Raw genomic sequence first — 22,836 nt, forward strand, 5'->3', positions numbered from 1 at the left:
AACGAAGTCTGGCTTTGAAAATGATAATACGGAATCGTAATCTCTTTCAGAATCTGTTACTCTCATAGGCCATTATCAACTGAAAGAGCTGACACGAATTCGGAGACCGGACATGGATGATTTTATTGCAGGATTACCGAAAGCAGAATTACATTTGCACATTGAAGGAACTCTGGAGCCTGAATTGGCCTTTCAACTTTCTGAAAAGAATGGAATTGCAATTCCCTTTCAATCTGTAGATGAGATGCGAGCCGCTTACAATTTCAAGGACCTACAGTCGTTTCTCGATTTGTATTACGCTTCAATCAGTGTCGTTCTCACAGAAGAAGATTTCCATGACCTGACGATGGCCTACTTGAAAAAAGCAGCGTCGCAAAACGTGCGACATACTGAAATTTTCTTCGATCCTCAGTCACATACTGACCGAAATATTCCCTTTGAAACAGCCCTCAATGGAATCACAGCGGCCCTCAAACAGGCACAAACCGAGCTTGGAATTTCCTCCCATTTAATCCTCAGTTTCTTACGTCACTTATCTGAAGAGTCAGCAATTCAGACTCTGCAGCAGGCCATTCCATTTCGCGAGCAAATCATTGCTGTCGGCCTGGATTCATCGGAACTGGGCCATCCCCCGTCCAAATTTGTGAATGTGTTCGCAGAAGCCCGTCGTCAGGGTTTCCGCGTCGTGTGCCATGCGGGTGAGGAAGGACCACCTGAATATATCACCGAAGCACTGGACCTACTCCAGGCAGAACGGATCGATCATGGCGTGCGTTGTATGGAAGATGCAGCACTGGTCGAGCGGCTTATTGAAGAGCAGATCCCCTTAACAGTCTGTCCGCTTTCAAACATAAGACTCTGTGTTTTCGAGACTATGACAGAACATTCCTTGAAACGAATGCTGGACGCCGGTCTGGTCGTTAGCGTGAACTCGGACGATCCACCTTACTTCGGTGGCTATGTCAATGAAAATTTCCTAGCTGTTCAAGAAGCATTTGATCTTTCACGTGATCAACTGGTCAAGCTCGCGCGAAATTCGTTCGAATCAGCGTTTCTTACTGAAGAAGAAAAACAAAAACTGATTTCCGAATTGGCAGACTACACTGGCTGACACAACTAGAAAACAAGACCTTTACTTTAATGTATCCAGAACCCGATTCAGATACTGTTTTGTTTTCGGATCCGTTTTTTCATATCCCTTTTCAGATCGTGGCTGCCCCATCGCATGCCGCATCGCATTGTGCATGAGGTAACGACCGCTATCGGTTTTCATATGGATCGCGTCCCGATACAAATCTGAAATCTGATTGAAGGGTGCTTGCTTATTTTTGATATCCGAATTCACTTTATCTAAGAGATCGATGGCATAAGTCTGTTTAAATTGCCGATCCGGATAACGCTTCTTCAGTTCTGTCAACAGGGACTTAAAATAGGCTGGGCTATGTTGTAGTTTTCCTGCAATGTCCTCATTTGTATATTCATCAGCGCGTGTTGCACTCCGTGCCCAACCGGTGTGAATAATGAATACTGCCTTAGGCTGCATTTCGACCCACTTGGAAATGACATCAACATCTTCCGGCAATGTGGAACCATAATGGGGCTGAACTGAAATGAAATCGTACTGCTTTTCTTTGAGTGCCTTTGGCCAAAGTGACGAATTCTTGACACACGGCATCTTCGGATGCTCAAAGATATAGGGCAAACTCTTCCCACAATCCACATGCCACTGCACATCACCATCCAACAGAGAAGGAACCGTGTCCCACGTCAGCGAATTACCGATCAGGTAATAGCTTTTTTTCAGTTCATCTGCCCGCGAAAAAGAAACTTGTGACAAAGCACAAAGCGTAATAATGCAAGAGAGAAAAACCTGAGATACTTTATTCATTCGATTCTATCCTTCAATCCCGGCTTCATAGAAAATACGACACGAGCAACTCTCCAAAAACATACACCCGGCTGAATTTGAACCTGCGACCTCTGCTTCAGGAAAACGGCATCACACAACTACTCAAGGGGTAAGCGCTACATACAAAGCATTATGATAAATTTTTTGTACCAATTAATAAAGCATAGAATACCCCTTCGAAGACGTGCGGAGGCAAGAGTGTTGTACAAAACGTTGATCACTTGAAAGCAATAGAGACGTTTTATCACAGGAGTCTTCCTAGGCACTCTTCACTTGGTCTACCGTGACCATGGTGAACCTCTCTTATTTTAGTGGCTTAACTGCCTTCAATCGTTTAAACTTGGGTTGTCAGATTCCAGTTACCTGAAGGTAATCCCTATGACTGAAAATAAAGAATCAAGAATCCTTCGATTTCTTGGCTATTCAATCCCGATTTTGCTAGTGTCTTATGTTTTGAGTATTGGTCCTGTTGCTGCTTGGGTTTTGGACAAAAATGGAAACGCAGTAAACACGAAATACATGAAACCCATAATGACATTCTATGGTCCATTAGAGTGGTGCGCATCTAATAATAAATTTGTCGGTGACTCTATTCGTGCTTACATTGACGTCTGCAATGGAACAGATCGCTAGGTTGTTTAAACTCCCTCCCACACACGCTGAGACTGCTTGAGGTAGTTCGTATGTCTGAAAAAAAGAGATGGAAAAAACTTCAATTTCTGGGCTGTGCGATCCCGATTTTGTTATTGGTTTATGTTTTGAGTGTTGGCCCTGCTTGTGCATTGTCAGAAGACTCACATGGGCAGATTCCTCCGGGAAGAGATTCTGTGTTAAGAGCCGTTTATGCTCCACTTGTTTGGGCAATAGAAAATAATTCAACTTGTGCAGAACTCTTCTATCAGTACTATCAGCTATGTAGTCCTAATCACTAGACACTCTCTCTCCCACACACGCTGAGACGAGGGGGTCTGTCAATGATGCTGTTGAAGAAGAATTATATTCCTTTGATATTGGTAACTTCTATTTTTGCTTATGTGATCTTCGACTCTAGAAATAACAATAACAATCAGTCTTTTCTGCATTGGGTCTGGAAAAACGATCCTTGGTTCTTTTTTCTTTTAATACCTATGTTCCTAGGAATGATAGCTCTGATGTATTGAGTTGTTCGTAAGATTTGTAATTAAAAAAACGATTCATCACTCCTCCTTCAGCTTGTTAATCACTTCTGCCTGATTTTTTTATCAAATTTTCCAATCCACGCGTGATATTCGATTTCTTTCCACGCCTTTAATATGTACGAGACATTCCGGCTCAACTAGTAAGAAACATGAGGTGTTAGCGTGGAAACGGTGTTGAAAGTAATCTTAACTATTATCTCAAGTGTTTTTTTAGCAATTACTGGAGCCGCAATTGGTGCAGTTATTGGATTCTATGGTCTTTATTATTTTTGTGTATTCATGGATGATGGTCATGGCCAAGCTGGAGCTGGTTTCGCACTTGCTTATATTACCATCCCCTTAGGAATGCTATTAGGTGGCGGTCTAGGCTGTTCCATTCCAGTTTTATTTTGGGCAAAGTGGAAGTAATCGTACCACTCTCCACCGGCTTCTTAATCACTAAACATCTGCAAATAAAGATTCTCAACCAGTTCCGGTAACCGCTCCAGATCCAACACAATCAACCAGTCCTTGTTGTTTCGTCGGTGACACAATGTCGTTAGTAATTCTGCCTGTCATTACACAGATACTGTCCCATAGTAAGGCATCAGAAGCGGCATACGATCCACCGGGTAATACATATGCCGGTCGTCCTGCTCGATGAATCTGTGCCGCATGAGAACGTTTACTGCATTCAAAAGCTTGCTTCGATCACACCTAAAGTAGCGGTGCATAGAATCGAATGTCATGCCATCCTGACACTGCTCATGATGCGTTCTTATGAGGTCGAATACTCGGTAGTTTCTTCTGCTAATCGTTCGTATGAAGTGAGGCATAATTGTCTCTCGGCGCGCAGGGATATTCGCTCAATAATTCGTGCGCACAAACGCAATTATTGACGTCCTTGGGGTAATGAAAGAGATCTGGATTCCTGACAGACCGAAAAGAAATCGCGGATTGAATAAATCCTCGTGATCATCTACAGCAGATCACACGCGGCCGCCTCCTGGCGAACATGGGAATCAATTAAACTACGAACTTATACTACTGTAGTTCAATGTATAATCAACCATAAAATAGGTACATTTTCCTGACTTTTCCTGCTCTGTCTTCATGCGTAATCTATTTCAACATTTAAGTCGATACTTATTAAAATTCGAACATTCAAGCGACAACCTAACGACATAAAGTTGCGTGCCAAAACGGTGCCTGCCGTGAACAGCCGGGGACGCTACTCCCCCGGCTGTTTTTTTACGCTATATTTGTTCTTTGCGATTTCATCGTCTACGATTCGCCGTTACTCGTTATCAGTATCCATCTCAAAAATGTCAGGAAAGACGAAGCTGTTTTCTGATTATCTTTTTAAGCAGAATTAACATGATTTCGATCGTTACATTATTACCAATTTGATCAACTTTGCATTGAGCAGCTTGCCATATTAGTTCATTCCTGGCAGCATGAACAAAATCGTAACCTTAAATGCCTTTAGGAGTGCAACATCACATTGACTCCAGCACGCACATATAATAGTAGAAGTGCCCGCATGGTCCGGCTTCAGTGCCGATTAATTGTGGAGGCTTTCCCCACCCCGTTGGTTTATACCTTCGGACCACGCCAGCACACAGGTCTAAGATTCATGACCCGGGACCGCTGGCGTTTTTTATTCTAACTCAAAGTGCAAATCAATCGCACGTTTCCCCAGTGTAGCTCATGTTGGCTCTGAAAATGTTGTAACCAATTTGGTCATAAGATCGTCAGATATGTCAGGACATTCACAAAACATTAATTACGGAGCAAAACATATGAAACGGTTTGCAATAATCAGTTTGGTGACCCTAATTGCTTTCACGATCCATACTTCAGTCGCCTACACTGAGATTGCCCCAGGTTTAATCGCGAATATGAAGAAAAAAGCTCCTGAAGTCTTCAAAGTTGAAATTCGCAAAGTTACTCAGGCTGACACCACAATGCCCTCTGGACGTATTAACGTAGCATACGAGACGAAAGTTCTCGAGGTACTTAGGTCCAAGTCGGGCGTGAAAGTTGGCGACACGATCACGATTGAAACTTACTATCTTCACCCAAACCCCAAAACGCCTGAAGAAGTTGCTGGAGTTCTTTCAGACATACTTGGTCCCAAGCATCCCGTCTTACTCTCAAAACAATGGAAGGGCAAAGTCTACCTCCACTCGCCGCGAGCTGACAAGAAATTCAAAATTGCAGTCTTTGGGCGCAGCTTTGAGAGAGAAAAGAAGAAAGGACGCTAGAGTCCTTCCATTAGGTGTGCCAAAGAATTTAGCGAAGTTCGAGATGGCGATTTATCTCCCACTTCCCCAACACTGTAGCTACTCGCTTAGCCCGTTCTGTGGTGGGGGCTTTGGTGGTGGTTAGAATCTTTTGAGCTGGTGAGCCTGCTGGTAACTCGATTTTTTCTGTCAATTCACAGAGCCGCTGGTAATATTCGTTTTTGCGATGGCTATCTCTCTGCAATCCTTCGAATGACAATATCACCTGGCTCTAAATGTCCCAGTTGGGTTCTACTTCATACATAGTTTTAAGAGAATCACTGAGAAATCAGCCAAGACAAATATCAAGTATTGTCCCCATAAAAGAAACACGACGCAGCTACCAACAACTATGACGTGTGCCCACCAGTGATTCTTCTTTCGCGTGAATGCAAACGCAAGTATGGCGCCATAAATTATTAACGCCACAAAAGTAACTATAATTAAATAAAATAGAAGCCCGATCATGATACCATTACACCGAACTGTATACGCAGATACTTAATTATATCTGCTCACCCAAACCCACAATAACAGATTGATTTTATTACCCCCGGCAGGATTCGAACCTGCGACCTATGCTTTAGGAAAGCATTGCTCTATCCAACTGAGCTACGGGGGCTTCGGATTAAGTACTGTTATAATAGTCTCTTTGGTATTTCGTCAAACGACTTGTGAAACGGTTTTGACTTTGTTTCACTAAATCATGATCGAAATCATCTTCTCTGATTACCTCTGTCATATCGTTTGAGGTTCAGCAACTTTCCCGACAGCTTTATCGAGAAATTCGAAGTCTTTTCTAGAATTGAATACCAGATCACTTTGATTATTCCATTTTGACATTGTCCGTTTTAAACAACATCGGCTTCATATGAGATTATTCAGAACAAATCAGATCAAGTTCGAAATCATTACGTCCCAAAGATTCACGAAACATTCTGACGATCACAATTTATTGTGAAACAAAACCGAGGCTTCTATTCGTCGAAGGCTATTTACTCAATTTTCGATTTCAGTTGATGCAATTTGATTATTCTGATTGAAACTCCATACGAGCCTGCAGAAAACCGCTCCGTATCAGGATGTTCCATAGAAACAAGCACATTCCGTCATCTATGTATAGCAAGACAGATAAGCCACCTCTAATTGTCCAGTGCTCAAACGATATCAAATAAAGGTACGTTCTTATCGCGAATGTATAGTTTCTTAATTCGTGTCGAAAGGTGTGTTAGAATGGATCAACAAAAGTCACCTTACTTTCAGAGTTCTTCTATTCCCACTCAACTATTTCAATGAATCAAAGGAGCATACACGATGACGGGCCGCATATTCATCGTAATGGCAATCGCTACCGCAACCACATGTATCACACACGCACAAGAGAAACCAGTTGACGACTCGGGATATCCCTATTCGATTTTATTAAAACGCGGTCAGGACACTCTGGTGCATGCATCCGATGATTCGATTGTCGAATACTACCACCCACATGCAACTGATGACTGGAAAATTGTGATGAATATCACGCCCACAAAAGAGAGAGCAACGTGGGTCTCGCTAGGACCTCAAGGCCCCATTCGTGTGCAAGGCGTAGTCATACTGCGTCTAGAAGGAGGCGGTACTAACGATTTGAAGTTGAAGTATCGCTACGTCAAGAGACCATAAAGATATTCCCACAGAAAGACCGAGTCGCATCAAACGAAAACTGTATGCCTCGGTCTTTTTCGCGTATCATTAAAAAAATGGCTCTTTAAGACAATCTATTTTGGAGAGCATAGATTTTCATCATAATCTAGTATGACTGCCTCCCCATTTATCATTTCTTCCAGCCTGACTCTGAACTGAAAAGCAACACTTTCAGCGCATTTTCATGTCGATTTGTTCGGGTGAGAATCAATGTTAGCCCAACATTTCATTGTTTACTCACCATTTATTAACAATTGACGAGTAGTATATGACCACATCAGGAAAGGGACCACGATCCCTGTTCCGCTATGGTCAGTCAAGACCCAAACCGGCATTATCCCGCCTTGAAAATTCAAAAGCTGTTTTAGATTCTTTTCTTTTTCAATTTAAGGAGATTAGAAAATGATGACGTTACGTCCATTTTCTTCCCGGGCTACCGGTACGTTAAAACAATCCTCAAAAAATCGTCATGGGTTTACACTGATCGAATTATTGGTAGTTATTGCCATCATTGCGATTTTGATTGCCTTGTTGTTACCCGCCGTTCAACAGGCACGTGAAGCAGCACGCCGCACACAGTGTAAAAATAACCTGAAGCAAATTGGGCTGGCCTTTCATAACTTCCACGATGTGCACGATCATCTTCCAACAGGAGCCCGTGATGGTGCAGGGACTTCATTTGCCTGCTGTAACGCAAGAGAACGTGAAGGTTGGAGCTGGAGTTATCAGATTCTCCCCTATATGGAACAGGCAAATATTTATGAACTGGGCACGGATGATGACCCTGTGGGAACTTATCCCATTGTCGCGCGCGAAGGTATTAAAAGTTACTACTGCCCCAGTCGACGTAAGCCGACTTCTTATGGTAGCGGATTTTATCGTAGCGACTATGCTGGAAATGGGGGGCAACGTGGACCAGGTGGAGTCGCCAGTGCTCCCAGTAATGGCCAAAAGGGAGTTCTTGTTCAAACCACCGCGGTTACTGAACTGCGGATTAATGATATTAAAGATGGTGCGTCTAACACCATCATGGTTGCCGAAAAAGCATTACACCCTGATCGTCATGGCTCTGATGGTGGTGACAATGAGCCTTGGAATAACGCGGGCTGGGATGAATGTGTTATTCGTTGGGGTGCTGGTATTAACAGTGCCGGTCTGGAATATGGTATCCCTCCCCTACCCGATTCCGATGCACCTACCAACACCGCAGGTGTCGTTGATAAAGGTGGTGTTAACTGGACTAACTGGCATCCCTACTTCGGCTCAGCACATCACGGTGGAATGAATGCCTGTCTGGCCGATGGTTCGGTACGTTTAATTAGCTATAACATCGATGGCGAAGTCATGCGTCGGATCAGTATGCGAAACGACGGGGAGACGGTCGGCGAGTTCTAAAATCGATTGACTGAGTATGCCCTCAAAAAAAACGCCATTGCGAACGCAGGGCTTCCGACGTTTTCCCCCCGGAAACGAAGGATGCCCTGCTGTTGGCAACCAGCGCATCGAAACAATTTTGCTTTACTACAAGAAGAATCACGTCAAAGGAAAAACTGTGAAATTACTCTCATATGCTCTATTATTAATCTCTTTGTGCCTGTTTCCTGGCTGTGGCTCCAGCGATGAAACATTATCTTCAGGCGAAATTACTCCCGAAGTGAAAAGTGAAATGGAAAAGGAAAAGCAAGAAGTCTTCGAATCCGAATCCGCCCATCGTGAAATGCAGGAAAAACAAGCGAAAGAGGCGAAGAAAAAGAAGAAGTAGGGTTTTATGGTTGCTGGAAGAGTTGCTTTTTCAAACTTATCTGGCGATTACTTCTGCATAACGATCCATAACCTGTTCGCTACCTAACGCCTGTAATCGTGGCAACGCTAGTTCATAAATTTTTTGTGCGTTTTCACTATCACCAAGTTCTGCCAAGGTAATTGCGAGATAGGCTCGATTGAAGTCTACAAAAAGCTGCAACAGTGGTTGAGTAGGAGCAATCGGTAATAAGCCCGACTGACATTTCAGAAAAAGTGACTCTGCAACTCGAAAGTTCTTCAGATTCAGCTCCAGAATTCCTTTAAAACATAAAATTAAGAGCTCAATCATTTCGCCCATGTGCTGCTGTTCCGCCTCTTCCAAAAGCTGGTTGGCCAGACTGTAATCGTTACCATATTTCAATAGCGCATAGGCATAGTCGATAATTACTGTAGGATTTTTTGGTGCCTCTTCATATGCCTGACGCCAACACTCGATAGCCTGATCATAGTCTTTGACGATTTCATACAACTCTGACAGGCGTCCCAGGTACATCCAACGTGGGACTTCTGACGAATCAGCAAAATGCTCCATCATCTCATATGCTTGATCAACGTTTCCCAATGCGGCTTCAGCAACTGCCTCACGGGTTGTGAGTTCAAAATCAGGGACTTTGCCTCGAAGTTTGGGAACTTGATCAAGGACCTCTTGCCATCTTCCCCAGGAAAAGGCATGAAGCATTTTGTCATATTTTTGGCGAGGTGAAAAATAGGCAACCCAGAAACTGATCACGATAGGAATTCCTAAAAAAACAAGGATCAGATAATCAATATCGCTGATCTCAGGAGTTCTCATCCACCGAAACACAAGCATACTAACAATAATGAGCAAAACCCAACGCAACTGCCAATAGGTCTTGCGCAACATGAACAGGAAGAATTGAAAGGGAGTGAGAAACTGTAGCTAGGCCATGTCCACGGCTGTCAGATTTTTTTCCATATCTGGATTTGACGGAAACATGGCTGAAGCCGCTGCAGCTGCATCGTCGTTATGCAGAACAATATCAACAAACCCTTGAGATTCATACTTTTTGTAGGCATCTTGTGAATCCTCTGCATCAACCCGATGCGTCCCGCGTTTGCCATTTTCATCGGTTGCCGTGAGTAAATAAATTGGCATCTGACTCTACTCTAGAATCATATGATGTGAGAAAACCTGATTCAGCAATGGAGGTATCTCCGTTCTATTCTCTCAGCAATTTTTCTTGAGTCTAACCTGAATTGATTTCATAATGAACGATATTCATCATTATTTGTGATGATAGGTTCAAGAAATACTTTTTGAAGAACAGACTAAGCGGTCACCACAATGTCTTTCTGCTCGATGGCCACATGTCCCGATTTTCGGAAGGGGCGGGGCATTGGTTGGGCTTTGCCATTGGCGTCGATGGTACGGCAACGGAGCGTGTACTTTCCTGCGGGTAAGCCGGGTATCAGAACAGCAATGAAAACTACAGAACACTAAGTCGTGTGACTGGGGTTATTCACGGGGCAGGTCAGGAAATCGAAAGTCCGAACAGGGATCTGGTGACTTATACCGATGCTTCCGTTAACAGAAAGAGTGATGAACTTCGTCTTTCCAAAGAAACGGGCCTGGAGTTCACCTCCTACCTCTGGGATGATCAGAATATCGCGCTCGAATTGAATGATGTGGGTACCGTCGAAGCCTAATACACGGTCGTACCTCAGGTGTATGGCAATCTGATCAGCCAGACGCGTTCTACCGACAGCAGCTTCTACCGCTTTAATCCACTGGGCAGTACTCGAGAACTGACCGATGAAATGGAAACCGTCACCGACAGTTATCTCTATAGGGTCTTTTATCTCTATAGGGTCTTTGGTGAAGTTAGAAGCAGCACCGGCACCACCGTGAACCTGTATCAATGGGTGGGGAATCAAGGTCATTACCATGACGCCGAAAGCGGTCTGTATAGCCTCCGCAATCGGTTTTATGGTGCTGGCGAGGGACGCTTCAAATCAGAGGATCCAATTGGTTTTGATGATGGCGACAGTAACCTTTATCTCTCAGTTCATCAATCAATGGGATTTCACGTTCATTGAGTGTTTTGACCTGCCAGTCGTCACAGGCTTTCAGAAATGCTTTTTCCTAATTGGGACTGAAGATAGAAACAGTTTTGGCATTTTCAATCAGGATGCGGCCCAGATCGAGACAGGAAAATGGGGTCTCGGCATAAGGAGAAAGATGTCGTCGTTTTATCGCATAACTAAACATACTTCGGCAGCATGGCAAGATGTATTTGATGCCTTTATCGAGCAGAGGACGCTTTTGGGAATTCTCATATCCATTAGGAGCGACTTTGATCGTTTGCAGATAATGCACAAACTCCTCAGCATGTCTGGCCTGGAACTGAGATGTTTTCGACGCGATACTTATCTCTCTGACGAAGTTACTTAGATGAGTTATTGCCGCTTGATGGTCTGTAGAGAAGAACGCAGAACCTGTTGGTGGTAGTTGAGCCATCTGGTTCGCAGTCCATCGATCTGCACCGGCTCAAAATTGAAAACTGAATGCGTGTGTGACTCCAGTTGAGAATTGATCTGAGCTGCAATCTGACGCGCATGGTCTTTGTCAGGACCAATCCGGGGGCGTAAACATTTACCGTTTTCTTGATAGGTGAGATACCAGATTTGACTTCACAGATCGCCACGGACTTTGCCAATACGGAACGATGTCTTCCGGTTTTGTTTTAATGATCGATTCATCAACAAGACTTTTCAGAGAACCCTTATGCCAAAAATGGGAAGCTCTGGAGCGGTCCAGATAAAGCAAATGCTGCTGAGTTAGTGGGTTATAACTCAACGGCAATCGAATGAGCGGAGAGAGGGGGATTCGAACCCCCGGTCCCGTTACCGGGACACAGCATTTCCAGTGCTGCACAATCGGCCACTCTGCCACCTCTCCGAATAAGTCCGTTATGTCAAACAATTTGACGTGTTACTTTGAAACAAGTCAGTCGTTCGAACTTAGTCTTGTGATTCGCTCTGTTTGAAGGATTCTTCTCTGTCTTCAATCACTTTCAGAGATTTTAATCGATTGACGATTTGAGTTCTCTGTGCGTTGTACTGTCGCATCTTAGGATGTTTTTTCCGTTGATCATCTGGAACTTTTTGCTCGTCCAGCACTTTACTATAATCTTCAATCGCTGACTCAGCGTTTTGTAATTGTCGTTCTAATTGAGCTCTTCTTAAAGACATTGTCTTCCACTGTCCCTTATTCTGTATTAATGACCGTTTATGTGTTGTGTCGGTTCAACCCGATTGTCTGTGCGTAAAAAGAACGTTTCGTTTTCCAGAAAAAGAAATCGAACAAGGATTCTAGCAATACCAGGCTGGATATGACAACGGTCAGCGCGCGTAACCTACTGTATTAGCTCGTATTTTGTTGTGGAACAAGACAATTGATCACTTATTGAGTTGAGCTGAAGACAGATGAAATCAAAAAGAATTCGACCGTTCCCCTGTTCCTCTTCAGTGAGCAAATTCTGCTTTTTCTTCTTGTAGAAACGGTTCTACAGTCAGGCAATTGTGGACCTGCCTGACTCCTTTCACGCGACTTACAGATTCTTGAGCTAACTGTTTTTCGTAGTAGCTGTTCACATTTCCGGTTAAAACTACCTGTTGCTGATCAATTTTGAATTGAATGTTCTGATGAGCTACTAATATTGAGTTTGTAATTGCATGCTTCACTAATTCACAGAGTTGATGAGCATGGTCGATAGTGATGTTTTGTGACATAATAGACCGATACTTTAAGGATCTTAAAAAATTAACTTTGTCCTTATACATTTTTCTCATCCTGAAGTTAAAAGAAGTAGTGCAGCCTGCATTTGCACACTAGTTTCTCATCGGCCTAATAGTTTTGAGAAAATTAGGAAATCTGTGATGGTTTGATTGATTTCGTAGCTCTGGTTAGAACTACGGATTACAACCATGATAATTGGCACTACTGGTATGTTTCCGATGTCAAAAAGTCCTACTCTGTTAGAGTTTATGCACTTAGAGATACCCATGGCTTACAAGCAATTTTTGTTAAGTAAACTCACTTGGTATTTCTTGTGCGTACGCTTTACAATAAATACTGTTGAAGCGAGTGATTGCACTCAAGAGGTTTATGCCCGTTAAGTACTGCGATAAAGTAACGGATTTCAATTTTAAAGTTGTAAGAAAGTATTCCATTGGTAGTCATTAGTGATCAGGAACTATTACAGAGATCAGTAGAGCCTGCTCATGACTTGTTTCCAGTGATGAGACGTGCGGCTGTCATGTCGCCTTTAGTCATATTGCTGTCCTTGGGGCCAGGACTTTTGGCATTCCATTCTTATCGAATTGATGAGCTGTCAGCCTGGTTTGGATTACAGTGTCTCGGGAAAGCCAGTTTAATCAGCGATAGCGGTAATGCACTCATTTCCCAGCCTCCTCTCGTACGCTGGATCTATACAGGCCTGCTTAAATTAATTGGTCATTGGTCATCCTCATTAGTTTTTTTTTCCTATATTTCAACTTCGCTTCTACTGTTTATTGCATATCGATTTTCCAGAAAATTTTGTAATGCCCGATACGCGACAGTCTTTTGTTTCCTTCTGGCATTTCATCCTTTGGTTTTAAGACAGATTCAACTTATCGAAGCACCTGCGTTTCCGATCGTATTTGCTTTATTAACGATCTGGGGGTTCGTGGGGCACATTCAGTCTGAAGCAGGAATTGTGTCTCAGAAGTTATTATTTGGTGGAATTGCATTAGGAATATGTTTACTTTCAGGAGGATCCCTGGCACTGGGAGTCCTGCTGATATTGGGGCTTTTTATTATCAACCCCATCGATTTTCCCAAGAGTCGTCTTCCTTCAGATCAGAAAAAAATACCTGTATTGATACAAGCAGTTCGTGCCTGGAAATCATTAGTCATACTCGCATTTACTGGCTTTGCTGTGGGAGGCTGGTGGGAATTAATGGCTGCATCACAGATTGATGGGTTTTGGGGGAAATGGTTTGCAGGACCTGGCCAGCCCATGATCAGTTTGTACTGGAAATCCGAATTTTATCCCAACTATTTTTTGCGTGATATTATGTCCTCGATGGGCTTCTTATTGGGGTTTGCTCTGTTTGGATTGTTTCATGGAGCAAAGCGTATCTTAAATCCTCAGGGGAACTTTACAGATGTGGCCTGGTTAAGATTGATTATGATTTGGGTCATTTGTGGGTTGTTCTTTTGGTGGGGAGTGCAGTATCTGCCACAAATGAAGGCCAGTACCCGCGCAATGTGGAAGCTGTTCTTTATGATTCCTATGATTGCGATTGTAGCTTGGGAATTTCAACAGATTGCTTTGCGACGAGTTAATTATCCAACTGTTTTGGTTGTTTTTACAGTCGGTGTTCTGTCTGTGATTTTTCTTAGTGCCTCCCAGGGAAACACACTGAGCCCTGAAGTTTCAGGCCGTTTTTTGCGACAATTAATCGTTCTGGGTTTATCGCTTATTATGGTTCTCTGGTATAGCAATCGGTTTAAAAAAGAACATGGCCATCGTGTTGTAGTCATTGCGCTAGTGATCGCGTTATCTTGTTTACACATTGTTTACGGAGTTTATTCGGTTCCGAAACCTAACCCGGCGGGAGAACGATTGCAACAATTCGAGCATCAACTGCGTTTAACTCAGAATGTGTCGGACTGCATTCTGGTGAGTAAAGACGATCAACCCCCAATGGAGCTAACATTCCTGATTTTTTATCTCTGGGGAGACATCAATTTCAAACAGATCCAAGGTGCTGTTCTGCCTCAAGATCTAGATTTACCAGAGTCAGCAAATTTAAAATCAGCAAGCAGAGTTGACGCAGAAAAACATGTGATTATTCGTTGGGCAGCCTCTCCAATTGCATTGCGAAATATCATCAATGCAGGGTTTGTTTTAAAGCCAGTGGCTTCACCCGATGTATATAAACAACAGGAACTCGAGGCAGATCTGGTAAGCAGATCCCCCCAAGGGTTTTGAAGATACATTTTTTGATGATTGAGATAATTACTTTGGAGCTATGAATATGACTCGCCTTGAATCGATACGGTCTAAAGCCCATTCAGGTCTAAAATTAAGCACACAGTTCGTATTAAGTTGTCTGTTATTTTTCAGTTCAGTGACTCTCGCTGCAGAGCCAGTAGAATTAAAAGAATCTGCTGATGAAAAGTGGTACAAAGGAAACCTGCATACGCATTCTTTGTGGAGCGATGGCGATGATTACCTGGAGATGATTGCTGACTGGTATAAAACACATGGTTATGATTTTCTCTCTTTTACAGACCATAATGTACTAGCGCAATCAGAGCGATGGACTGTTCCCGAAAAAAATAAAGGCAAACTGCATGCTTACAAAGAATTGAAAAAACGGTTTCCCAATTGGGTTGAAGAACGCAAAAACAAAGAAGGGCAGATTGAAGTTCGTTTGCGAACATTTCAGGAAGTATCAGATAAGTTGGGGGAACCGGGAAAATTTTTGCTGATTCAAAGTGAAGAGGTTACCGACCGATTTAAAAATATGCCCGTGCATATGAACGCGACGAATTTACATTCATTACTAACTCCATTGGGGGGCAAGAGTGTTTACGACGTAATGCAGAACAATACAAACGCTTTGCTCGCACAACGTGAGCGAACCGGCCAGAAGATGATGATTCATTTGAATCATCCTAATTTTCATTATGGAGTCACTGCGGAAGAACTGATGAAAGTGGTCGGCGAGAATTTCTTCGAAGTCTATAATGGCCATCCAGGCGTTGATAATCGAGGAGATGAATCACATCCCAGCACAGATCGGATGTGGGATATTATTTTAACCAAAAGATTAGCCGAGTTGGATCTGCCAATAATGTATGGATTGTCTACCGATGATGGGCATGAATATCATAACATTCCAAGTCGCGCGAGCGAGCCAGGCAGAGGCTGGGTTGTCGTGCTTTCCAGGAATCTTGATCCAGAATCACTTGTGGAGGCGATGGAAGCCGGGCGGTTTTATGCCTCTTCAGGAGTGAAACTCAAATCAATCACTTATTCCGATGATGGCCTGGAGATCGAAATCGATCCAGAGGAAGGGGTAGAATACACGACTCATTTTATAGGCACTTTGAAAGGTTATCCCAAGCAGGGCATACCCGTTTTAGACAAGCGAGGACACGAGGTACATGCCACAAAACGTTACAGCAAAAAAATTGGTGCGAACTTGAAGACAGTGAAAGGGCCCACCGCCAAATATGATTTCAATGGCAATGAAATTTACGTACGGGCTCTCATTCGTTCTTCAAAATTGCATCCCAATCCCGCACAGACAGGAGAAATTGAGCGTGCCTGGGTTCAACCAATGAAAGGCCCCGCCAGTCCGCAGAAGTAGTAATCCTCGTTGTCTACTCAGCAGGGATTGTACCAATTCCACTGGCGTTTGTAACAATGAAGGTTTGCCTGTTGAGTAGCTGATTTGTTTGTTCGTCATATACCGAAGTTTCAAATTTTGCTATTCCGAATGGTATGTGGTCACACAGCCAGAGATCTTTTCGGTATCTCAGTTTTTTTTCTGACTCCGTGTTAGCAGCAACAATGACTGATACCTGAGAAGCCGCCAGTTGGCAGCGAAAGGCGTCATCGCGCAGGGGGGTGAATATATGGCGGATCTTTCCAGCATTAAATTTACGGGGGCGCGGCATACCATAAAAGAAACGATAGGCTGCATTTTTCTCTGCCTGGCTGATTTCTGGATGAGGCCAACGTAAAAACACTTTTGGCCATTTCCCGGCTTGAAAGGCGACCACGTCGATGGTGTATTGTTTTGATTCGACTTCCTTAGTTCCCAGGAATCGTGTTACCTGAATCGTACGCAGGTTTTTTGAGGCTTCGTTTTCAAGTGAAGGTTTCACGGTGAGAGTGAGTTTCATCAGGCGGCCATCAATACCTGGCCCTGTGAATTCGACGAATGGTTCTGGAGTTTCAGCTGTCGGCTCAGGGATGGAGAAGAGCCATGTTGTCATCGGGTGGTCAAGTGCTGGAGGTCGTTGATTGTAGTTTATCCAACCGGACTGTTGAAACATTGTAAATATCCAAGGCGCCCGCCATGGATTATGTAATGGATAATTGGCTGAGAAGACCGACACTATTAGGCATAATGATCCAAAGACCTGAAGCCAACGTTTGTGAGAAAACAGATCCAGGAAAGGAATCATGCTGATTAGCCAGAAAGGAGTGAGCCATAGCATCCAGCGTAATGCTGAACTATTCCCGCCATAATTATAATTGCTTGTTTTGCTAAGATAAAATCCGAATAAAATTAGAGTCAGGACTAGGCTAATCCATAACAGAGGGCGTAGCACATTCGCTTTGAATTTGCTGAGAAAGAGCCAGGAGAGCAATGTCAACAAATAGATTGGAGAGAGTGAAAAAATACCATGATGCCCGAAAGTACAATGGAAAAAATAAACCAACGGGGAATCCAGACTTCGATCAAGTCCTTGTGGATTTTTCCAATAGCTCGGGATTCCACGATATTCGAAGAGATATTTTTCGGTTCCATAGTACAGATAGAAGGGTTTCCAGCCACCCGTTGCGGCATAGTTAGTCACAAAGAAACCGACCAAAGGTAGGAGTGCTGCGGGGGTAAACACAAAGCAAGTGAAACGAGGGTTCGCTTTGAACAAGAGGCCAAAAACGATCAAACCAAATAGGGCCGCCGGTAACTCATTACAGCAGGTAAACATGGCAAAAAAACCAGCCAGCAAAAAATACCGTTTCTTTTGTTCCTGATCCAGTAAAATCCTCATGAAAGGATACAAGGCGAAAACGGCGCTGGATGTGGCGATTGAATGATTATTGAGTGTCAAAAGAAACGGTGTTAAAAGGGTAGCAAAACAGCCGGATATAACCACAAAATAACGAGTAAAGTCGTGGTGTGCATACCGTTCGACTATCGCGCAAATGAGTAACAAAGCGATGATCATCGGTAACAGATTAACCACTACCAATATAATATGAGACACGTCGTACAAATTCTGATTCAGATTAAGGTCCGTTGTGGTTTTGATGATCCAATAGAGACCAGCGACGAGTGTTGGAAACAGAGGTGGCTTCGTTGAATAAAAATGACCTTCATGACGGACTTTATCAATGCTCGACCAACCCGCTTGTTCATTGATCGTGTCAATTGCGTACGTACCTTCTTCCACCAACGACCAGATAGTACACCACCGCGACCGATCATTGGCACTTTGTAGAGGCGCGCTGTTCAGAATCGCTGCCAGTCCTTGGCCAGTTGTCACTGCCAGTAACAAAATATATACGAGCCAACGAAGCTTTCGAGAGCAAGCGGTCTGCTCCGGAAGTTCTCCAGAAGCTGTTGAAATTGAGGTGGTTGAGGTGGTCATAAAACAGGGATGGTTTCCGAAATTGCGCAGATCAGTTTCCGTTTTTCTTTGAGAGATAAAAAAGTAGAACACAGCGTATTCCTTTTTGCCTCAGTTTTCAGATTATAATAAGCTGCAAAAAAAACAAACGGGGAACTGGTGGCTTTACACCTTGTTTTTTGTTTTTTCGACAAAAAACGTGCCTTGATAGATAAGATAAATCAAACTTCAAGCAAAGAAGGGCGACGTTTGCAGTGGAAAGACTTAGAATAACTCGTGGATGGGGGCACCATTTTCAATGACGGGAATGGGGCGTCCTTTGTCATCGACGTAATGTGTATCCAGGGGGACTCCCATATATTTGTAGATTGTTGCAGCAAGATCTCCTGGACGAACAGGGCGATGTTTGATATTGGCACCGTCCTTTTCACTGGCACCAATTACCTGACCATGATTCAATCCACCACCCGCCATGCACATCGACATTACCACGGGCCAGTGATTGCGGCCATCAGTGCTTCCCTGCGTTCCAGAGACGGGAGTTCGACCAAATTCGCCCATTGCAATGACCAGGACTTCATCCAGTAATCCACGTTCTTCAAGGTCTTGAACTAATGTGGTCAGTAAATGATCAAATAAAGGTAATATCGGTCCCAGACCATTTTTAATCCCACCATAAGGGGGGACATTATCACCATGATTGTCCCATGTTCCGGAAGCGGTATGGTAACTCAGATCGAGCGTTACAAAAGCACTTCCGGCCTCCACCAGGCGCCGGGCGAGAAGCGCCTGTTGACACCAGAGATGTTTGCCATAGCGATCGCGCATGGTCGCTGATTCCTGGTTCAGATCGAATGCATGTTGTACTTTCTGACCGAGCACCATTTCATAAGCCTGTTGACTGTAACTGTCTAGCGCTGTCATAGAGCCTGCTTGATCAATATCACTTCGCAATTTGTCGAATTGTTGCATTAAATCACGCCTGCTCTTCATTCGCTCGGAGGAGAGTCCGGAGGCGAGTTGGAACATTTTTCCGCCACTCATTTTGCCAGTATCTTTTCCCACCAGATCATAGACCGGCAAGTTTGCTGCATCGTTGGCGATGAAGGGGTCATACTCTTTTCCCAGATAGCCCCCCCAGGCGATATGCGAATGATGCTTCATAAACGCGACATATGGGGGCATGCTGGGATCGTTGGGACCATGGTGTTTGGCGACGATGGAAGCGATAGCTGGATATTTATCCCCTTTTCGATTGGTACGTGGGGCCGCTAATAGATTGGCGGTCTGCATGACTTGATTGGGTTGATGGCTGCTGAATTTGGGATCGACTGATCGGATCAAAGTAAAGCGATCCATCATTGCCGCCTGCTTGGGAAGCCGGTCGCAAATTGTAATGCCGGGTACGGAAGTTTCTGTCACTCCAAAGGGACCGCGATTTTGTATGGGACGATCCGGTTTAGGGTCCCAGGTATCAATGTGACTGGGGCCGCCGGTCATCCAAAGGAGGATTACGCTTTTTTTCGGTAGTGAAGATTTTCCTACGGATTTCAACTGGTCTGAAGCCCGTAACAGATTTGGTACCGAGAGCCCCGCGATTCCTGCGAGCGAAGCTTTTAGCATATTCCGACGACTACGCAAAACTAAGCCCTCAGGAATCAGGGGATTGAAGGCTGTAAAGGCGTGTTGCCCATGAGTATTTGAATGTTGATTGAACTTCATATCAGACTCAACTTCCCATTCTGTTATGACGAAGCACGAGCGGTGCGTACGAACTAAATATTTAATCTTCTTAAATATATCGTCATTCGTTGATGCGTTCAATAGATTTCTAAGTTGTCAGGGGGAAATAAACAGAAAAAGAACAGGTTCCATGCAAGAAAAACAGGTGAATTCTGCTAATTTACTGAGCCGGTTCTAAGCAGATCCAGTTCAGGCAGGTGTTTGTCCCCGCTGTCGCTTTTCCAATTTCGACCGTCAGTCGTCCATCGGTGACATCGACAAAGACGTTCTGTTCGCGAAATGCACCACTGGCCGTCACGACATCTTTAATAACCTGATTGCCTTCAACTGTCACCCACTGTCCGGTCTGTTCGTGTCCAGAGTCTCCCACGCAAACCGTGACTAGCCAGCGCCCGTTGGAGACTTTACACTCCCAAATATCATGATCACGTGTAAAAAGAAATGTATCCCGATAGGATTCCGGAAGAATTTTGCGCTGTCGATGATTGTGTCTGATATCACGACTCCACCCGAATCCACGTTTTTGATCGAATTTAAAACCATGGTCCGCTTCAAAGTTTGGCAAGGGGGCTGAGTGCAGTCCTGTGAAATTGATTCTTCGGGAATGTGGCGTTTTCGATTTGTCTAACAATCCATCTTGGTCTGCCGTTAATTTTTCCTGTTTCCATTCAATCGGTTTTCCGGGAGTGAACGGAGTGGGGTCATCAACATCCAAAATACTATCACCGTCTGCATCGTGAGTTGTCAAACGACGAAAATTTCGGATGGGTTGGTCTTTGATGAGCTCCCACAATTGTTGACAAAATTTTCCTCGACTGATTTCATTAGAAATCTCCAATGTCAAATCAGATTGTTCGATGGTCTCTAGTGCTAAGCGTTTCGTTTCCCTTTGCCACTCAGTTGTTGCGCGATCATTGGGACGAAAATCGACTTTCCGCACTTCCATCGGGATCACTCCCCGTGCAGCGAGACGATTAATGGCCACAAAGTAGGGATGAGCGGGTGCCAAATCGCGATATGGCCAGATTAACACAGGCGTTCCTGTCTCAAGTGTTCCACATAATGCCGTGCGTACTCGCTCCAATTGCTCACGCTGAAAAGGAATTTCTCGAGGAGCAATCCCATGACGTAAGGAAATAGCTGCAGTGGCGCCGGCAGCCTGACCAATGGCCACACACTGATCATGTAACCGAATTGCCGCGCTGACAATACTGCTATATCCAACGTTTTTTTGTGCTCCCAGTAAGCCATCCATATTTATAGGAATTAAGCTCCTCAACGGGAACACAGAACGATCACTGATCAGGCTCGTATTACGGCCTGGTTTTTCATAGTCGATCCAGGGACCTTTATTCCCTTCTCTTTTTAAATAAGCACGTCCCGTCCGATGGAAATCGTAATGAAATTGCCAGGCGAATAGTCCATCCGGATACATCACATGTGCAAATCGCTCGCGTGCGAATTTTTTTGTGGGACCATCATGATTGCGACCATCCTGCTCCCGCATCATATACAGGGCTTTCAGCCGCAACGATTCGCGAATGTAGGGTTTGTGCGGTAGTTGGTCTTCAGTTCCAAATTCATCACTGAGCTGAAAATGTCTAAAACTGTTGGTTTTATCGGGAGCATGTTCATGTACAAAGTTTTGCAGGTGGTATAACAGACATAGCGAATGTCGTTTTGCATCTTCAAAGATAATTTGCCTTTGCTGGCGGTTCATTAATACGATATTTTTCTTCGAAGCACCTGGTTCAGTTTCTTCTAGTGCCTCGATCACATGATGTGGCAGCCGCTCGAGTGGGTAATCCTGGCCTAACATATAATTCAGCAGAATACTTGTCTTGTGATCTAGGCTCGTATAACCATCTACGATGCGACGCACGGTAAAAATTGAGAGTTGACGCGGCGATGCTTTACCCGCATCGGGCCAATGGGGGATGGATCCCAATCTTACCGGTCGATCCCATTGAAGCTGTTTCATCTTAGAGAGACTGAGTTTTGAAGTACGCACAAAATTACGATCATCGTAGCGTTTTGGTTTAGGTATCGGTGAATCTTTGTCGGATTCTTCAACGATCATCGCCCAGGTAATGGGATTCATTTCGTTGGCAGGATAGTTGCTGGTATCCAGTGGTGCACTTGGTTCGTTATAACGCGATTGAGGATCAGCTCCAAATTCAAATTCAGTTCCAGAAACCTGAATTGCCTCACCCCAATCGGAAGCATCGATGGTTAATCTGGCGGTGCAGTGCAGGTCTGGTTTTTCAGAACCGACTGGCGCAAACCAGAGTCCCATTAATTGAGGATGTTGTTTCTGGCGATTGACATCTGCTTTGACAGGATATCGGCGTGTGATTAATCGAACCTGTCCGCTGTCGATATAAGGTTGAAGCATTTCTCGAAAAATTACTTGAGCTTCAGCAGGGCGAAAGGTGGAAGGGCCGTGATAAGGACGTCCTGGCATGGGAGTCCCATATTTTTGTGTGTTAAACGCTTCAATACGATCCATTAATTCTTTGAACAGTCCACTACGATGAAAGGAGCGTTTCATTGGATGCCAGTCGACTCCCCAGCCCACTTTACCAGTTCCTTTATTTTCATCAACGCAAGCCAGTGCTTGTTCTGTGTACTGCCCCCCCAGCCACTCACCATCCAATACGAGCGTAATCGATTTGACCTGTAAGCGAGCGGCCTGGATCGCGGCTGCCCAACCCGACTCTGTTCCGCCGACGATTAATAAATCGCACTTCAACTCTTTTACTTCCGCGCGCAGAGGAAGACACACGGTCATCAGAATTAAAAAATAGAGTGTTTGTTGTTTTGTCATCAATTGATTTTCTTATTCAGTATTTATTCTTATGTATCATT

General features: G+C 44.1%; 21 protein-coding genes and 2 tRNA genes. 12 read left to right on the forward strand and 11 right to left on the reverse strand.

The window, feature by feature from the left end; genetic code table 11:
* The first annotated feature begins 112 nt into the window (after positions 1 to 112).
* Complete coding sequence (locus V202x_RS04955) at positions 113 to 1,111, forward strand: adenosine deaminase (RefSeq protein WP_145171765.1); 999 nt, start codon at positions 113 to 115, stop codon at positions 1,109 to 1,111.
* A 21-nt stretch (positions 1,112 to 1,132) separates the two neighbouring features.
* On the opposite strand, the gene V202x_RS04960 is transcribed toward V202x_RS04955, so the two are convergent.
* Positions 1,133 to 1,888 (reverse strand): hypothetical protein, encoded by a 756-nt coding sequence (locus V202x_RS04960; RefSeq protein WP_145171767.1) that lies wholly within the window; start codon positions 1,886 to 1,888, stop codon positions 1,133 to 1,135.
* A 704-nt stretch (positions 1,889 to 2,592) separates the two neighbouring features.
* Between V202x_RS04960 and V202x_RS04965 the strand changes: the two genes are divergently transcribed.
* The 3 genes from V202x_RS04965 to V202x_RS04975 all read left to right on the forward strand — a co-directional run bounded on the left by V202x_RS04965 (position 2,593) and on the right by V202x_RS04975 (position 5,333).
* Positions 2,593 to 2,841: a hypothetical protein gene (locus V202x_RS04965; RefSeq protein WP_145171770.1), complete on the forward strand. Its 249-nt coding sequence runs from the start codon at positions 2,593 to 2,595 to the stop codon at positions 2,839 to 2,841.
* Positions 2,842 to 3,249: 408 nt separating this feature from the next.
* Positions 3,250 to 3,495 (forward strand): hypothetical protein, encoded by a 246-nt coding sequence (locus V202x_RS04970; RefSeq protein ID WP_145171772.1) that lies wholly within the window; start codon positions 3,250 to 3,252, stop codon positions 3,493 to 3,495.
* Positions 3,496 to 4,868: 1,373 nt separating this feature from the next.
* Positions 4,869 to 5,333: a hypothetical protein gene (locus tag V202x_RS04975; RefSeq protein ID WP_145171774.1), complete on the forward strand. Its 465-nt coding sequence runs from the start codon at positions 4,869 to 4,871 to the stop codon at positions 5,331 to 5,333.
* Positions 5,334 to 5,899: 566 nt separating this feature from the next.
* On the opposite strand, the gene V202x_RS04980 is transcribed toward V202x_RS04975, so the two are convergent.
* Positions 5,900 to 5,973, reverse strand: a tRNA-Arg gene (locus V202x_RS04980).
* 692 nt (positions 5,974 to 6,665) lie between these two features.
* On the opposite strand from V202x_RS04980, the gene V202x_RS04985 reads away from it, so the two are divergent.
* From V202x_RS04985 to V202x_RS04995, 3 genes are all read left to right on the forward strand, one after another.
* Entirely contained in the window at positions 6,666 to 7,016 is a 351-nt protein-coding gene (locus V202x_RS04985) for a hypothetical protein (RefSeq protein WP_145171776.1), read from the forward strand.
* 423 nt (positions 7,017 to 7,439) lie between these two features.
* The gene (locus V202x_RS04990) at positions 7,440 to 8,432 is read left to right on the forward strand and encodes a DUF1559 domain-containing protein (protein WP_145171778.1); all 993 of its coding nucleotides are present in this window, start codon (positions 7,440 to 7,442) and stop codon (positions 8,430 to 8,432) included.
* A gap of 16 nt (positions 8,433 to 8,448) precedes the next feature.
* Complete coding sequence (locus tag V202x_RS04995) at positions 8,449 to 8,799, forward strand: hypothetical protein (RefSeq protein WP_145171780.1); 351 nt, start codon at positions 8,449 to 8,451, stop codon at positions 8,797 to 8,799.
* A 36-nt stretch (positions 8,800 to 8,835) separates the two neighbouring features.
* On the opposite strand, the gene V202x_RS05000 is transcribed toward V202x_RS04995, so the two are convergent.
* Both V202x_RS05000 and V202x_RS05005 read right to left on the reverse strand, forming a co-directional pair.
* Positions 8,836 to 9,570, reverse strand: a complete 735-nt coding sequence (locus V202x_RS05000) for a hypothetical protein (protein WP_232098849.1) — start codon at positions 9,568 to 9,570, stop codon at positions 8,836 to 8,838.
* A gap of 171 nt (positions 9,571 to 9,741) precedes the next feature.
* Positions 9,742 to 9,957, reverse strand: a complete 216-nt coding sequence (locus V202x_RS05005) for a hypothetical protein (protein ID WP_145171784.1) — start codon at positions 9,955 to 9,957, stop codon at positions 9,742 to 9,744.
* A gap of 161 nt (positions 9,958 to 10,118) precedes the next feature.
* Between V202x_RS05005 and V202x_RS27370 the strand changes: the two genes are divergently transcribed.
* Genes V202x_RS27370 through V202x_RS05015 form a run of 3 tightly spaced genes read left to right on the forward strand, consistent with a single transcriptional unit; the run spans position 10,119 to position 10,898 of the window.
* Positions 10,119 to 10,262 carry a hypothetical protein gene (locus V202x_RS27370; protein ID WP_197993232.1) on the forward strand — a complete coding sequence of 48 codons (144 nt, stop codon included), beginning with the start codon at positions 10,119 to 10,121 and terminating at the stop codon, positions 10,260 to 10,262.
* 45 nt (positions 10,263 to 10,307) lie between these two features.
* Positions 10,308 to 10,508 carry a hypothetical protein gene (locus V202x_RS05010; RefSeq protein ID WP_145171786.1) on the forward strand — a complete coding sequence of 67 codons (201 nt, stop codon included), beginning with the start codon at positions 10,308 to 10,310 and terminating at the stop codon, positions 10,506 to 10,508.
* Between the two features lie 18 nt (positions 10,509 to 10,526).
* Positions 10,527 to 10,898 (forward strand): RHS repeat-associated core domain-containing protein, encoded by a 372-nt coding sequence (locus tag V202x_RS05015; RefSeq protein ID WP_145171788.1) that lies wholly within the window; start codon positions 10,527 to 10,529, stop codon positions 10,896 to 10,898.
* A 46-nt stretch (positions 10,899 to 10,944) separates the two neighbouring features.
* On the opposite strand, the gene V202x_RS05020 is transcribed toward V202x_RS05015, so the two are convergent.
* The 4 genes from V202x_RS05020 to V202x_RS05035 all read right to left on the reverse strand — a co-directional run bounded on the left by V202x_RS05020 (position 10,945) and on the right by V202x_RS05035 (position 12,644).
* Positions 10,945 to 11,319 (reverse strand): hypothetical protein, encoded by a 375-nt coding sequence (locus tag V202x_RS05020; protein ID WP_145171790.1) that lies wholly within the window; start codon positions 11,317 to 11,319, stop codon positions 10,945 to 10,947.
* Between the two features lie 354 nt (positions 11,320 to 11,673).
* Positions 11,674 to 11,760, reverse strand: a tRNA-Ser gene (locus tag V202x_RS05025).
* A gap of 62 nt (positions 11,761 to 11,822) precedes the next feature.
* Positions 11,823 to 12,053: a hypothetical protein gene (locus tag V202x_RS05030; RefSeq protein WP_145171792.1), complete on the reverse strand. Its 231-nt coding sequence runs from the start codon at positions 12,051 to 12,053 to the stop codon at positions 11,823 to 11,825.
* A gap of 273 nt (positions 12,054 to 12,326) precedes the next feature.
* The gene (locus tag V202x_RS05035) at positions 12,327 to 12,644 is read right to left on the reverse strand and encodes a BON domain-containing protein (RefSeq protein WP_197993233.1); all 318 of its coding nucleotides are present in this window, start codon (positions 12,642 to 12,644) and stop codon (positions 12,327 to 12,329) included.
* Between the two features lie 389 nt (positions 12,645 to 13,033).
* Here V202x_RS05035 and V202x_RS05040 point away from each other — a divergent pair, with 389 nt between their 5' ends.
* Together V202x_RS05040 and V202x_RS05045 are read left to right on the forward strand one after the other, a co-directional pair.
* Positions 13,034 to 14,842 (forward strand): ArnT family glycosyltransferase, encoded by a 1,809-nt coding sequence (locus tag V202x_RS05040; RefSeq protein ID WP_145171796.1) that lies wholly within the window; start codon positions 13,034 to 13,036, stop codon positions 14,840 to 14,842.
* A 46-nt stretch (positions 14,843 to 14,888) separates the two neighbouring features.
* On the forward strand, positions 14,889 to 16,229 hold the full coding sequence (locus tag V202x_RS05045) for a hypothetical protein (RefSeq protein ID WP_197993234.1): 1,341 nt from the start codon (positions 14,889 to 14,891) through the stop codon (positions 16,227 to 16,229).
* Between the two features lie 13 nt (positions 16,230 to 16,242).
* Here the strand turns inward: V202x_RS05045 and V202x_RS05050 are convergent, their stop codons facing one another.
* The 3 genes from V202x_RS05050 to V202x_RS05060 all read right to left on the reverse strand — a co-directional run bounded on the left by V202x_RS05050 (position 16,243) and on the right by V202x_RS05060 (position 22,795).
* Positions 16,243 to 18,246, reverse strand: a complete 2,004-nt coding sequence (locus V202x_RS05050; RefSeq protein ID WP_145171798.1) for a hypothetical protein — start codon at positions 18,244 to 18,246, stop codon at positions 16,243 to 16,245.
* A gap of 243 nt (positions 18,247 to 18,489) precedes the next feature.
* Entirely contained in the window at positions 18,490 to 19,947 is a 1,458-nt protein-coding gene (locus V202x_RS05055; protein ID WP_145171800.1) for a DUF1501 domain-containing protein, read from the reverse strand.
* Between the two features lie 181 nt (positions 19,948 to 20,128).
* A complete protein-coding gene (locus V202x_RS05060; RefSeq protein WP_145171802.1) occupies positions 20,129 to 22,795 on the reverse strand; it encodes an FAD-dependent oxidoreductase in 2,667 nt (888 codons plus the stop codon).
* Positions 22,796 to 22,836 lie beyond the last annotated feature (41 nt).

This window comes from Gimesia aquarii (genome assembly GCF_007748175.1).
GTDB classification, from domain to species: Bacteria; Planctomycetota; Planctomycetia; order Planctomycetales; family Planctomycetaceae; genus Gimesia; species Gimesia aquarii_A.

What these genes read in the sequence shown, in the direction of transcription:
- V202x_RS04955 (WP_145171765.1), top strand. Translation starts at nt 113, where the DNA reads ATGGATGATTTTATTGCAGGATTACCGAAAGCAGAATTACATTTGCAC.
- V202x_RS04960 (WP_145171767.1), bottom strand. Translation starts at nt 1,888, where the DNA reads ATGAATAAAGTATCTCAGGTTTTTCTCTCTTGCATTATTACGCTTTGT.
- V202x_RS04965 (WP_145171770.1), top strand. Translation starts at nt 2,593, where the DNA reads ATGTCTGAAAAAAAGAGATGGAAAAAACTTCAATTTCTGGGCTGTGCG.
- V202x_RS04975 (WP_145171774.1), top strand. Translation starts at nt 4,869, where the DNA reads ATGAAACGGTTTGCAATAATCAGTTTGGTGACCCTAATTGCTTTCACG.
- V202x_RS04985 (WP_145171776.1), top strand. Translation starts at nt 6,666, where the DNA reads ATGACGGGCCGCATATTCATCGTAATGGCAATCGCTACCGCAACCACA.
- V202x_RS04990 (WP_145171778.1), top strand. Translation starts at nt 7,440, where the DNA reads ATGATGACGTTACGTCCATTTTCTTCCCGGGCTACCGGTACGTTAAAA.
- V202x_RS04995 (WP_145171780.1), top strand. Translation starts at nt 8,449, where the DNA reads ATGCCCTCAAAAAAAACGCCATTGCGAACGCAGGGCTTCCGACGTTTT.
- V202x_RS05005 (WP_145171784.1), bottom strand. Translation starts at nt 9,957, where the DNA reads ATGCCAATTTATTTACTCACGGCAACCGATGAAAATGGCAAACGCGGG.
- V202x_RS05020 (WP_145171790.1), bottom strand. Translation starts at nt 11,319, where the DNA reads ATGGCTCAACTACCACCAACAGGTTCTGCGTTCTTCTCTACAGACCAT.
- V202x_RS05030 (WP_145171792.1), bottom strand. Translation starts at nt 12,053, where the DNA reads ATGTCTTTAAGAAGAGCTCAATTAGAACGACAATTACAAAACGCTGAG.
- V202x_RS05035 (WP_197993233.1), bottom strand. Translation starts at nt 12,644, where the DNA reads ATGTATAAGGACAAAGTTAATTTTTTAAGATCCTTAAAGTATCGGTCT.
- V202x_RS05045 (WP_197993234.1), top strand. Translation starts at nt 14,889, where the DNA reads ATGACTCGCCTTGAATCGATACGGTCTAAAGCCCATTCAGGTCTAAAA.
- V202x_RS05050 (WP_145171798.1), bottom strand. Translation starts at nt 18,246, where the DNA reads ATGACCACCTCAACCACCTCAATTTCAACAGCTTCTGGAGAACTTCCG.
- V202x_RS05055 (WP_145171800.1), bottom strand. Translation starts at nt 19,947, where the DNA reads ATGAAGTTCAATCAACATTCAAATACTCATGGGCAACACGCCTTTACA.
- V202x_RS05060 (WP_145171802.1), bottom strand. Translation starts at nt 22,795, where the DNA reads ATGACAAAACAACAAACACTCTATTTTTTAATTCTGATGACCGTGTGT.